Source organism: Paenibacillus qinlingensis (assembly GCF_031455095.1).
Classification (GTDB): domain Bacteria; phylum Bacillota; class Bacilli; order Paenibacillales; family NBRC-103111; genus Paenibacillus_E; species Paenibacillus_E qinlingensis_A.
The window spans coordinates 160,459-172,655 of the sequence record NZ_JAVDSB010000012.1; the positions used below are offsets into that span (position 1 = coordinate 160,459).

General features: G+C 40.6%; 12 protein-coding genes. 6 read left to right on the top strand and 6 right to left on the bottom strand.

Annotation, left to right across the window (positions count from 1 at the left end):
* Positions 1 to 129 precede the first annotated feature (129 nt).
* Together J2736_RS24995 and J2736_RS25000 are read left to right on the top strand one after the other, a co-directional pair.
* Complete coding sequence (locus J2736_RS24995) at positions 130 to 654, top strand: ImmA/IrrE family metallo-endopeptidase (RefSeq protein WP_310501301.1); 525 nt, start codon at positions 130 to 132, stop codon at positions 652 to 654.
* Between the two features lie 31 nt (positions 655 to 685).
* The gene (locus J2736_RS25000) at positions 686 to 1,006 is read left to right on the top strand and encodes a hypothetical protein (protein WP_310501302.1); all 321 of its coding nucleotides are present in this window, start codon (positions 686 to 688) and stop codon (positions 1,004 to 1,006) included.
* 75 nt (positions 1,007 to 1,081) lie between these two features.
* On the opposite strand, the gene ppnP is transcribed toward J2736_RS25000, so the two are convergent.
* The 4 genes from ppnP to J2736_RS25020 form a co-directional block, all read right to left on the bottom strand.
* On the bottom strand, positions 1,082 to 1,399 hold the full coding sequence (gene ppnP / locus J2736_RS25005) for a pyrimidine/purine nucleoside phosphorylase (RefSeq protein ID WP_310501303.1): 318 nt from the start codon (positions 1,397 to 1,399) through the stop codon (positions 1,082 to 1,084).
* Positions 1,400 to 1,477: 78 nt separating this feature from the next.
* Positions 1,478 to 3,499, bottom strand: a complete 2,022-nt coding sequence (tkt, locus tag J2736_RS25010; protein WP_310501304.1) for a transketolase — start codon at positions 3,497 to 3,499, stop codon at positions 1,478 to 1,480.
* Between the two features lie 185 nt (positions 3,500 to 3,684).
* Positions 3,685 to 4,584 carry a formyltetrahydrofolate deformylase gene (gene purU / locus J2736_RS25015; protein ID WP_310501305.1) on the bottom strand — a complete coding sequence of 300 codons (900 nt, stop codon included), beginning with the start codon at positions 4,582 to 4,584 and terminating at the stop codon, positions 3,685 to 3,687.
* 34 nt (positions 4,585 to 4,618) lie between these two features.
* On the bottom strand, positions 4,619 to 5,746 hold the full coding sequence (locus J2736_RS25020; RefSeq protein WP_310501306.1) for a deoxyribonuclease IV: 1,128 nt from the start codon (positions 5,744 to 5,746) through the stop codon (positions 4,619 to 4,621).
* A gap of 123 nt (positions 5,747 to 5,869) precedes the next feature.
* Here J2736_RS25020 and J2736_RS25025 point away from each other — a divergent pair, with 123 nt between their 5' ends.
* The 4 genes from J2736_RS25025 to J2736_RS25040 all read left to right on the top strand — a co-directional run bounded on the left by J2736_RS25025 (position 5,870) and on the right by J2736_RS25040 (position 10,035).
* Complete coding sequence (locus J2736_RS25025) at positions 5,870 to 6,298, top strand: DUF2621 domain-containing protein (protein WP_310501307.1); 429 nt, start codon at positions 5,870 to 5,872, stop codon at positions 6,296 to 6,298.
* A 503-nt stretch (positions 6,299 to 6,801) separates the two neighbouring features.
* Positions 6,802 to 8,181, top strand: coding sequence for a glycosyl hydrolase family 28-related protein (locus tag J2736_RS25030; protein ID WP_310501308.1), 1,380 nt, complete (start codon positions 6,802 to 6,804; stop codon positions 8,179 to 8,181).
* Between the two features lie 167 nt (positions 8,182 to 8,348).
* Positions 8,349 to 8,618 (top strand): hypothetical protein, encoded by a 270-nt coding sequence (locus J2736_RS25035; protein ID WP_310501309.1) that lies wholly within the window; start codon positions 8,349 to 8,351, stop codon positions 8,616 to 8,618.
* 13 nt (positions 8,619 to 8,631) lie between these two features.
* The gene (locus tag J2736_RS25040) at positions 8,632 to 10,035 is read left to right on the top strand and encodes a right-handed parallel beta-helix repeat-containing protein (protein ID WP_310501310.1); all 1,404 of its coding nucleotides are present in this window, start codon (positions 8,632 to 8,634) and stop codon (positions 10,033 to 10,035) included.
* 45 nt (positions 10,036 to 10,080) lie between these two features.
* Here J2736_RS25040 and J2736_RS25045 read toward each other — a convergent pair whose 3' ends face one another.
* Together J2736_RS25045 and wecB are read right to left on the bottom strand one after the other, a co-directional pair.
* A complete protein-coding gene (locus J2736_RS25045; RefSeq protein WP_310501311.1) occupies positions 10,081 to 11,100 on the bottom strand; it encodes a polysaccharide deacetylase family protein in 1,020 nt (339 codons plus the stop codon).
* A 20-nt stretch (positions 11,101 to 11,120) separates the two neighbouring features.
* Positions 11,121 to 12,194, bottom strand: coding sequence for a non-hydrolyzing UDP-N-acetylglucosamine 2-epimerase (gene wecB / locus J2736_RS25050; protein ID WP_310501312.1), 1,074 nt, complete (start codon positions 12,192 to 12,194; stop codon positions 11,121 to 11,123).
* Between the last annotated feature and the right edge of the window lie 3 nt (positions 12,195 to 12,197).

A 12,197-nucleotide genomic window follows, 5' to 3' on the forward strand; every position in this document is an offset into this window, starting at 1 on the left:
AGAAAAGCGAGGTGTATTCACCTGTTCACTCATTACCAACCGACCTCCCTTGAACAGTGGGTAGAAGCTTTATATACGCAACTTGGCATTACATCACCAGCTCAACTCAATATGACGAATTTGGCTGCTATGCTGCATATTTGGGTTTATACGATGGATATGAACAGTATGGCTATTGAAAAAAATGGACTATTCAGCATCAATGTGGACCGTCGATTATCCGCCAAAGAACAGTGGGAGGACTTCCTGCATGAGCTTTGTCATGTGCTTCGCCACTCCGGCAACCAAATGGTTATGCCCGATCGCTATGTCGATTGGCAGGAGCAGGATGCCTCCTCATTTCAGCTTTACGCGGCTATTCCCATGTCCATGTTGAAGAAATTGTCGCTGCCTGAGCAAAAAAGCGAAATGGTTGCCTTTCTGGCGGAAGAATTCCAGGTGACCTATCGACTTGCCAACGAGCGGGTCGAACAGATTCAGCGGCGGGTCCTTCAAGGGATTCTGGATTATGAATACCAGCAATTCACGCAAAGTCAAATAAACACGTACAATCCAGCCAACTGGTCCGATGCAACCCGCGCCATCATGAACAAGCTGGAACATTTAAAGCAAAAAGGGGGAATGGCCCATCGTCAAACTAGCCGTCTTTTATGACTTTCATGAAGAGCATATACAACCACTCATTATGGCGCTTCGGTTTCGGCCTAACGAACTTGATTTTAGTAAGTCCACCCTTTACATACCGATCAGTGCTCCTTTTCAACAACTGCATATCGAAGAAATCCCCGAACTAGAAGCTGGCATCACTGTGCTGCTGGAGGACCTTGTTGTCAATCCTGCACGTCCTGCTTCTTTCGGCATCAGCCTCTCCCGCATGGAGCAACGACATACGATCTTACTCCAGAATCACCCTCAGATCCAACAATTATGGATTCGCATGACAGATATTGAAGAGGTACTGCAGATGGAGATCCGCTCCTTTTACAGCTGGTCAGCCAAAAAATAAAAAACCATACATCCATTGAACGTAATGTTCAAAATGATGTATGGTTTTTGCGGTTAAAAGCTTCGAGTTATTGGATTACTCAGCAATATAAGAACAGATATAATCGCTCACTGTTTTCACTTCGAGCTTGAATTTGGTGTTCGCAGGCACAGTGAATTCACCTTGGCCGTTGATCGTAATCCACTCTGTGCTGCCTGGAAGCAAAACGTTCAGCTCACCAGCTTGGATTTCCATGATTTCTTTCGTGTCTGTTCCGAATTCGTATTCACCAGGAAGCAAGATGCCTAGTGTTTTCTTTGTGCCGTCTGCGAATTGTACAGTGCGGCTTGTTACTTTTCCATCGAAATAAACATTGGCTTTCGTAAGTACAGTTACATTTTCAAAGCTAGACATAATTAAAAGTTCCCCCTCTAAAATGGATATAAATAAATGCAAGCCGAGGCCTAGACGAACTAAGCCCCAGCTAATGAATTAACCCAACAATGCTTTCACGCGTGCTGCTACGTTCTCAGGTGAGAATCCGTATTCTCTAAGAACCGTATCCCCTGGTGCGGATGCTCCAAAAGTGGAAATTCCAAGGATGGAACCCTCGTCACCTGTGTAACGCTCCCAGCCGAGTGGGTATGCCATCTCAACAGCAAGACGCTTCTTCACGCCTGGAAGGATAACGGAATCTTTGTATTCTTTGGATTGTTTTTCGAACAATTCCAAGCTTGGTAGGCTGACAACGCGAACGTTGATGCCTTCAGCTTGCAGCAATTTTTGCGCCGCGACAGCTAATTGTACTTCGGAACCTGTTGCTAGGATTTGTGCATCTGGTTGACCGTTTGCTGCGTCGGATACCACGTATCCGCCTTTGCGAAGGTTCTCTTTTGCTCCTGCAACGGTACCAGGAAGGATCGGCAAGTTTTGACGAGTCAACACAAGCGCGACTGGACCTTTGGATTCGGAAATCGCATAGCGCCAAGCTTCGGATGTCTCGTTACCGTCAGCAGGACGAATGACCGTGATGCCTGGGATCACACGAAGTGCCGGCAATTGCTCGATCGGCTCATGCGTCGGTCCATCTTCACCAACAGCGATACTATCATGTGTTAACACATAGATCACTGGCAATTGCATCAAAGCTGCAAGACGGATGGATGCGCGCAAGTAGTCGGAGAATACGAAGAAAGTTGCTCCGTATACTTTTACCCCACCGTGAAGAGCCATACCGTTCATTGCTGTACCCATACCGAACTCACGAACACCGAACCATACGTTGCGTCCAGCATAGTTGCTAGCGCTGTAGTTGGATTCGCCTTTGATCATTGTGTTATTGGAGCTCGCTAGATCCGCAGAGCCACCAATTAATTGTGGCAATTTGCCTGCAACGGCATTGATTGCATTACCAGAAGCAACACGCGTAGCCATAGGCTTGTCTTCTGTCGTGTATGTAGGAAGATCAGCATCCCAACCAGCTGGAAGCTCACCATTCACAGCAGCGCTGAATTGCTTGCCAAGCTCTGGGTAAGCTTTGATGTACTCGTTCAAAAGGTTGCTCCAAGCTTCTTCAGCTGCAGTACCTTCTTTTTGAATTTCCGCATAGTGTGCGCGAACTTCGTCCGGAACATAGAAATCCGGCTCTTCCGGCCAGCCGTATGCTTGTTTCGTTAATTTTACTTCGTCGCCGCCAAGTGGGGATCCGTGAGGTCCAACGTGACCACCTTTACCGCCTTTGTTCGGGGAACCGAAACCGATTGTCGTTTTCACTTCAATCAACGTAGGACGAGTTGTATCAGCTTTCGCTTCAGCAATCGCCTTGGAGATCGCAGCAAGGTCATTCTGTTCTTCAACGCGAATAACTTGCCAGCCGTAAGCTTCGAAACGTGCTTGCACGTTTTCAGAGAACGCCATATTCAATTCGCCATCAAGCGAAATATCGTTGGAATCATACATCATGATCAATTTGCCCAATTTCAAATGAGCTGCAAGGGAAACGGCTTCAGAGGAAACGCCCTCCATCATATCGCCATCGCCGCAAATTGCGTACGTGTAGTGATCGATCACTGGGAAGTTTTCTTTGTTGTACGTTTCTCTCAAGTGAGCTTCAGCCATCGCCATACCGACAGCCATACCAACGCCTTGTCCAAGTGGACCTGTCGTTGCATCAACACCTGCCGTGTGACCGTACTCTGGGTGACCAGGCGTTTTGCTTCCCCATTGGCGGAAGTTCTTGATTTCTTCCATTGGCAGATCATATCCGCACAAGTGAAGCAAGCTGTATAGAAGCATGGAACCGTGTCCAGCAGATAGAACGAAACGGTCACGGTTGACCCATTTAGGATTCGAAGGATTGTGTTTCATATGCTGTTTCCACAGCACGTAAGCCATTGGAGCAGCTCCCATAACCATACCTGGGTGGCCGGATTTTGCTTTCTCAACCGCGTCGATACCGAGTGTACGGATCGTGTCCACGGCTAATTGTTCAATTGTTTTCGTTGATGCAGTCATTCGAAGATTCCCTCCATATGTTTCTGTATTTTCATCAATCACTAACTTGTACATACAAGTGACATTTGTCGCTTGCATTATTGTACCATTTGCTTTAAGGCATTGCCACAATAACTGATTAAAACGCTTAGAGTTTTAATCTATATCTAAATAGGCTGTACCCATAAACAGGTACAACCTAGCTTTTAGTTAAAAACAACCGTCTTATTATTGTGAACGATAATACGATCTTCCACATGCCACGCTACCGCGCGTGCCAATACGATACGCTCAATATGACGGCCGATTCTTTTCAAATCCTCGACATTATCGCGGTGACTCACGCGTTGAACGTCCTGTTCAATAATCGGTCCAGCGTCTAGCTCGTCCGTCACATAATGCGCTGTCGCACCAATAATCTTCACGCCGCGGTTATGCGCTTGTGCATAAGGCTTACCGCCTACAAAAGCAGGTAAGAAGGAGTGATGAATATTGATGATGCGATTTGCGTAATTTTGAATAAATGAAGGGGAAACAATCTGCATATAGCGAGCAAGCACAATCGCATCGACACCATCGCCGATGACTTCAAGTTGACGCTGTTCAGCCTCTGCTTTCGTAGCCGCGGTAACCGGAATATGGTGAAACGGGATTCCGAAAGGCTCTACAAGTGATCGCATATCATTGTGGTTGCTGATCACCATGGCGATGTCCGCGTTCAGATCGCCTGCACGCCAATGCCATAACAATTCGAGCAAAGCATGGTCTTCCTTCGAGACGAAAATCGCAATCCGTTTCTTCTGGCTAGCTAGCGACAGACTCCAGTCCATCTTGAATTTGTCAGCAACAACTGAGAAATCAGCTCTTAACTTCTCCACACGAGTTGCCAACTCTGTTAAATCGAACTCAATCCGGATGAAAAACATGCCGCCTTCTGGATCCATCGTGTACTGATCCGATTGCACAATATTTGCCCCATATTCAAATAGAAATTGTGATACGGCTGCTACAATACCTGGCTGATCCGGGCAAGAAATAAGCATTCTTGCTCTATTCATCAATTCGCTCTCCCGGCGATTTGAGCTATTCGTGGTTCCCGCTTCCATTTGTATCCCCCTAGCGATATCTGTCTCTGTAAGCTTAGGCTTTCTTCAAAATGTCATTTCCAGCAAGCCAGACAATCAATCGTTGATTAATTTGTTCTTCACTAAGATCAGCGAAAAGGCGTTCCTCATGAAGAATATCATATAAACGCTCCAATGGCTCGCGTCCATCTGCTTTCTTCGCTTTTGCATCATTTTTAAGCAGTTCCCAAGTTTTAATTACGAAATCGCGGTAGTGAATATCTTTTTTGTTCATCAAAAAGTCAATTCGCTCCACTTGATCCAGGAACTCGCCGCCAAAACGACCAGTTAAGTTACCGGAAAGCAACGCAATTTCCGCTTCATACATCGGACGCTGTGTTTTGTCTTCTTTTCCGATCCAAGGCGTTTCAAGAATCATCGGCAAATGCTGCAGCTTCTCATGGTTCGCAATGTTGTTCATCGCTTCGAAACCAATCCAACCTGAGCCTAACGGTGCGTGACGATCCTTGCTTGCGCCGCGTGGATTTTTACTATCGTTCAAGTGAATAACGCCTAATTTCTCCAGCCCAATCGTGCGATCGAAATGGTGCAGCACACCGTCCAAATCATTCACGATATCATAGCCAGCATCATGAATATGGCAAGTGTCCATACAAACGGTCAGTTTGTTATTGAACTCTACACGTTCCATGATTTCTGCGATTTCTTCAAAGCTGCGACCAATTTCGGTCCCTTTGCCGGCCATCGTTTCCAAAGCAATGTTAACGTTCGTATCTTTAACACCAGCAAGTACTTCGTTCAAGCCATCAGCAATTCTAGCGATCCCATAGTCCGCATCCTTGTCCGTATAAGCACCAGGGTGAAGCACGATATTGCTAACGCCAATGTAATCCGTCCGGCGGATTTCTTCTTGAAGGAAACGTACGGCAAGCTCGAACGTATCTTCCTTATAAGAACCCAAGTTGATAATGTAAGGGGCATGAACGACGATTTCATTCATCGCATGCTTGTCCATCACAGCTTTGCCTTCTTCAATATACTGTTCTTCAATCGGTTTGCGGCGCGTATTTTGCGGTGCGCCCGTGTATATCATAAACGTGGATGATCCGTATGAAACGGCTTCTTCAGCTGCATTTAACAAGCCTTTATCTGAGAACGAAACGTGTGATCCAATTTTCGGCATAATTCATAACTCCTTTATTAGTGGCTGCTACCCTCCTATTTTACTCGTATTGTCGCAAGAAATCTAGAAATAAGGTATAATTCTTACTATCTATTTGAAGCAAATGAGTGAGGTGACAAATAAATGGCAAATGATTATTTCATGTGGTTCATTATTTTTTGGGTATGCGTGCTGCTTGCCTTCATGTCCATCGGCGGATACTTCATGTTTCGCAAGTTTATTAAGGTACTACCCAAAGAGGATGGCAAATCCAAACTCGATTGGCAAAATCATTACGTGGACAGCTCACGGCATCTCTGGACGTCGGATTCCAAAGCATTTCTCGACCAATTGGTTTCACCTGTACCAACGGCCTTCCGTGATATTGCCAAGCATTCCATTGCCGCGCGTATCGGACAAGTCGCTTTAGAGGCTAACGCGGAGGAAGTTACAAGGGATCACTGTATCGAGGGGTACATACTGGCGACGCCTAAGCGGGATTATCGGAGTTTGACGAGCTTTTTGGAGAAGCAAGAGATTGATTATAGTGCGTTTAAGCATTTGTTGGTTTAAAAAAATTTGTATACTCCATTCATGCATAAAATACACCCCTCACTGCTTAAGTGAGGGGTGTATTTTGATATAAAGCTAGATAAGTGTCTGATTAATTCTCACTCTATCTCACCAATTGACTAATTAAAAATATAGGAAGAATCCCCAATATAGTTTGAATCGAATTGTATTTTTTTAGAATTCATAAGAATTCTAATGTCCATTTCTGTCGCTTCTAAACATGTGCAATTTTTACAATGAGATAACGGAATATTCGTTTTATAGAAACCAGTCTTAAAAATTATATGTGCTTCTTTTCTTAATATTAATGAATTGCACTCTAAACAATACACCACGTTTGATTCATTCATCTTTATTTCAACTCCCTTGATAGTTCTAACGTTGCAAAAAGCTACGATTTGTATATAATTATATTGTACGATACATTTCGTATCCAATCAAGTTCTTTTCCTATTATTACTATTGAAACTCATATTTCATTAATCGAGAGGATGAGATTTTTTGTGTTGTTCAAATTAAAATACAAGTACTTAGGATACTTATTATTAATTGGGATATTATTTCTTGTTCTTCTATTAATCTATAAACATTATCACACCATACCTACCCTAATTAATGTTAAAGATTTTGGTGCCAAAGGAGACGGAGTTAGTGATGATACACGTTCTATTCAGAGCGCGCTAAATACCGGGACAAAAAAGAAATTAAATATCTATTTCCCTACTGGTACATACATCGTCAATTCAAATGAATCTTTAATACTAAAATCCAATACTAGTATCATAGGTGATGGAGAAGGATCAGTAATTAAGGCTGACAACTCCAAATTTGGATGGAGCTTATTTCATATAGAAGGTACAAATATACAAATTAATCAAATGAAATTTGATGGTAATCATGCAGTTAACCGTGTATTGGTCGTTCAACCCGGAAGCTCACTAGTTCAAATTTCTAATAGCCATGTTAGCAATGCTTCTCAAAGTACGGAGAAAACATCTGATTTTTATTCTTCAATTGTTTCTGGAATCGTTATTTATGGGAATACAGATTCAATTGTCATAGATCAAACTGAAATTCAAAATATCGTTTCTATTCATCCAGTAAATGGAAGTTTAATTGCTAGAGGAATATACGTAACTACAACTTCAGGTACACTTGAAAAATCCACTACAAACCTTAGCATTCAAAACTCAAAAATTCATGATATTGGTCCTGCAGATGACGGCGATGGCATTTACTACGAAGACCCACTTCTCGATAAAAATATTATTCAAAATACGAATAGTTCCATTACCAATAATACGTTCTATAACTGTGCAAAAAGAGCTATTAAACTATATGCAAATGGAATCACTGTTTCTGGTAATCATATTACTAATGATTATTTAAATAACAACTATTATCAAGGCAAAGACAAAGGTAAATTAGCTCCGGATATGTATGCAGGCATAAGTGTTTATGGGAATAATATAAAAATATCAGATAATATTATACAAGGGAGAGGTAGTTTTTATTCTGGGATTGAGATCACTTCTTCTAACACCGTAAAAAATGTAGATGTGAGTAAAAATACGATAAAGATGGGAGCAGAGAGTAATAAGAAAGGAACCACTTCCATTCGAGTCGGTGATATTGAAGATTTCTCAATTACTTCCAATATTATAGAAAATGGCGAACGCGGTATTTGGAATTGGCAAAACGCAACGCGAGGTACGATCACTGGAAATACAATCCATATGCCAGAGGGAGGTGGCATTGATCTTACAACTTACTTACCTAATTATAGCCAAAACAATATTCATTGTTTAAATAATATAATTACTGCGAAAAACTTTAACATTCTCGCACCCGAAGGGAATCTATCTATATATTTAAATAGCTAGTGATATCAGGAGAAAGCCCCATAAGTAAAGCCCGTTCACTCTAGAAGTAGTGAATAGGGCTTATTTTTGTCTTTATACGATTAGGGTCTAGTTCAAACTCATCAGAAGTACATATGATGGTGTGTATGACTAATTACCCATATTTTATTATGAATGGAGGAGAACACATGCAAGACTTAATCACTGTTCCAGGTGACTTTGTTACCGTTATCAACAATAACTTTCAAACTCTTCAATCGGCTATTGACAACTTAGAAGACAGTTCCAGTAGCTCTGGTTCCACAGCAATGGCTGATATTCAGACCAATTTCCCTACTCCAAATACAGCAAATCGCGGAAAGTTGCTTTTGTTAGCTGGAACTACAGGCGTATCCGACAAGCTATATTGCTGTATGAAACTAGCAGATGACACGTACGAGTGGTTACAAATAAGATAAGGAGGTTGAAATAATGGCCGTTAATAATACAGTAATTAATGTTAAGGATTATGGTGTAAAGGGTGACGGTAAAACAAATGATACCGCGACTATGCAAGCAGCTCTCACCTCAATAGCTTCTTTAGGTGCAATAGCTTATATTCCACTCGGCACTTACCTTATTAGTTCGACCCTCACAACATTGGTATCAATATTAAGTAATGGGGCTACTTTAAAAGTAAGCGCTACGAAATTTGAAATGATGATGTTGAACATAATTGGGTCCAATATAATTATTGAAGGACTTAATTTTAATGGAAATAGTATTGCCAATAGGGGTATTACAATCTCTGCTAATCGCAGTAATATCACAATTCGTGATTGTGAGATTTATAGCCTTAAGCAATTGACTGGATATACAACTGAAACTTTAGGCATTCATATACAATCTGGAGTAACTCATGTATCGATTATGGGATGTTATATTCATAATTTGGATGCAAGTGTGACAGGGATTTGTAGAGGGGTTTTGGCTAATCAAGCCGGAGGCACAGCCGATTCAACTAATATAACGATTACAAATAATCGATTTGAGGAGATCTCACCAATAAATGATGGTGATGGCGTAGTTATTCAAGATTTCAAAGGATTTTGTTACATTACTATTGCTAATAATTACTTTAAACGATGTTACAAAAGATCTATCAAAATACAAGTCAATGGCACTATCGTTACAGGCAACTTGATTGATAATCCTTTCCTAGGCACGTCAAAAGGACAAATCCAACCTTATTCAGCAATATCCGTATATGGCAGTTATTCGATTGTTACAAATAACAACATCGTCGGGGGAACTTATCTGTGCGGTATTGAGATTGGTTCGCTACTAGACGTTACAACTCATGTTATCACAATAGGTAATAGCGTTAAATTTGATGCAGTTAATGCCGACGTTTCGGGTGCCGATTGCATACGTGCTTATGGGGCTTCCGATTTTTTAACGATTAATGACAATATACTAAAAGACGGAAGATATGGAATTCGACTCACATCATATTCAAATGGTGTAACCATTAATGGAAACATTCTAGAAAACATGAAATTCCCTGCCATATTATTAGAGGGAACTAATAGCTCATATCCTAAAAATGCAACCATTAATGGGAATTCATTCGTTGCTTGCCAACATTATGGTATCGATACTACAAAAAGCACATCGGTCAGTTCTACAGGAAATATAGGTGTCGCCGCTTTTGGATTAATTAATCCAAGTTGCCTTCCAAACCTAGGAATAGCTGGTACTACAGCTCAAAGACCAACAACTAATCTTTACGCTGGTCTTTCTTATTTTGACACCTCACTAGGCTCGAATGGGAAAACGATTTGGCGAAACAAAAATAATAACGGCTGGGTCGATGCAACTGGTATTTCTGTCTAGCCCTATTGGTTGTTAAGCCTCACCCCAAAGTGAGGCTTACATGTTTCAATCGCCACTAACCTTAACTTGCAAGACTTCTTGCTCATAATATTGCTTAATTGTCATAAATTGATGATTACTCTGTACAAGCTGATTTAGGCAATGAAACGACATCTTTGATAATCCTTTAGGATGCGAAATTATATTTACAACATCTAATTCCGATTGTTGAATGATGCGTAATAAATCATCTGGAAACATTCGTTCTAGTGAAACCATTTCATAAGCCGGTAAAAATCGATTGACAGAAGACATCGGAATGCCATTCCCGTCACCATAAGGTATTAACTCCTTCTTATGTATTTTATTTTTAATTTTTCTAATGATTTTAGAATAACTGCTACATCGAAAAGTTGATATAGGTATTTCTACTAAATCTCCATATTGTTCATTTTTCGTAGGATCCATATTGAATCGATAGTAATTGATAGGCTTTACATGTGAAAAATCAAAATTATGAACAGAACTAGTCCCCTTAATACAAGGCGCCACAGAACTGTCCACCATTACTCCACATTCCATAAACGATTTCTTCAATTGGTCAAATGGCTGTATGCACCAACCACCGGCTCGATATGACATTACTTTATAGTTATGCTGAACTTCACCAGCAATCTCTTCTAGAACCCTACATGACTTAAGAAATAAATCAAATATTTCTGTCTCAGATAACGATTGCAATCGGTATCGTTGATAATGCGGGAACTCCCACGCACCATTTACATAAGTTGCATCTAACCAGTGTGGATGCAAATGAGGCTCAATTCTGCTTCCTGATGCAACTAGACGCTGTAACTGCGACTTGAAAAGTTCAGCAGTAGTTCTAGTCTGTTCATGCTCTAGCAATCTCAAATAGTATAAGACATCAACAAAAAAAGTTGCACCAATCCTATGCTTCTCAAAAAAAGTAAGTAAATCATTTACTGGGTTTTGTATACAACTTTCAAATGTTCCGGATTTTCTAAAAAAAACCTCATAGTCAAATGTTAAGAGAATCTTTTTATTAGCTACCTTCCCATTTTTCATGTTGTTCCCCCTGTTTTGTTTTATATATAAAAACTCTTTATTCCATCTACTATTTTCTGAGATGCATTTCCATCTCCGTATAAATCATCAATATAATTCGACATTTTTTTTTGGCATATCGTAGTGCTTAAATCCATGTCGAATGGGTTGACTAACGTATTCCAACCTGTATTCACAGTCTCTACCCATTCTGTTTCTTCTCTTAGAGTGAAACAAGGGACTTTAGCGAAATATGCTTCTTTCTGCACACCACCGGAATCTGTAATTATACCTTTCGACTCCATCTCAAGCATTAACATTTCCAAATAAGATACTGGCTCGATCAGTTGAATCTTCTTGTGTCTTATAATTTTTTCCAACAGTTCTAAATCCTTGAGAATCTTATGTGTTCTAGGATGAAGAGGTAAGATAACAGACATATTCAGGCTCATCAATGAATCAACTATTGCTTTTAATCTTGCTGGTTGATCGGTATTCTCGGCTCTATGAATTGTACATAAATAATAGGACCCTTTACTTTGACCAAACTTACTTATTTCAAACCTATCTCGTGCAATCATATAATTGTAGCGAACTGCATCGTACATCACATCACCGCTCAAACGCACAGAATCAACTATATTTTCTAAAGCAAGATTATGTACAGCTCTTTCAGTAGGTGCAAATAACAAACTCGATAAATGATCGGTCATGATTCGGTTAATCTCTTCAGGCATTTGTTTGTTATAACTTCTAAGACCTGCTTCGACATGAAAAATAGGAATATGCAATTTACTTGCTGCTAATGCTCCTGCTAAAGTCGAATTAGTATCTCCATACACTATGACGCCATCTGGTTTTTCTTTTAGTAATATCTCTTCTATTAAACCCAACATAATCCCAGTTTGTTTACCATGTGAATGTGAGCCAACTTCTAAATTATAATCTGGTCGGGGAATTTGCAGTTCATCAAAAAATACTCCTGACATGTTAAAATCATAATGTTGGCCAGTATTCACCAATATTTCTTGATACGTTTTCCTTAAAATTCTAGAAACAGGTGCAACCTTAATGAATTGCGGTCTAGCTCCCACGACAGTTATAATTTTTCTCATAAC

Coding starts and splice junctions, on each gene's coding strand:
- J2736_RS24995 (WP_310501301.1), top strand. CDS start 130: ATGCTGCATATTTGGGTTTATACGATGGATATGAACAGTATGGCTATT.
- J2736_RS25000 (WP_310501302.1), top strand. CDS start 686: ATGGCGCTTCGGTTTCGGCCTAACGAACTTGATTTTAGTAAGTCCACC.
- ppnP (WP_310501303.1), bottom strand. CDS start 1,399: ATGTCTAGCTTTGAAAATGTAACTGTACTTACGAAAGCCAATGTTTAT.
- tkt (WP_310501304.1), bottom strand. CDS start 3,499: ATGACTGCATCAACGAAAACAATTGAACAATTAGCCGTGGACACGATC.
- purU (WP_310501305.1), bottom strand. CDS start 4,584: ATGGAAGCGGGAACCACGAATAGCTCAAATCGCCGGGAGAGCGAATTG.
- J2736_RS25020 (WP_310501306.1), bottom strand. CDS start 5,746: ATGCCGAAAATTGGATCACACGTTTCGTTCTCAGATAAAGGCTTGTTA.
- J2736_RS25025 (WP_310501307.1), top strand. CDS start 5,870: ATGGCAAATGATTATTTCATGTGGTTCATTATTTTTTGGGTATGCGTG.
- J2736_RS25035 (WP_310501309.1), top strand. CDS start 8,349: ATGCAAGACTTAATCACTGTTCCAGGTGACTTTGTTACCGTTATCAAC.
- J2736_RS25040 (WP_310501310.1), top strand. CDS start 8,632: ATGGCCGTTAATAATACAGTAATTAATGTTAAGGATTATGGTGTAAAG.
- J2736_RS25045 (WP_310501311.1), bottom strand. CDS start 11,100: ATGAAAAATGGGAAGGTAGCTAATAAAAAGATTCTCTTAACATTTGAC.
- wecB (WP_310501312.1), bottom strand. CDS start 12,194: ATGAGAAAAATTATAACTGTCGTGGGAGCTAGACCGCAATTCATTAAG.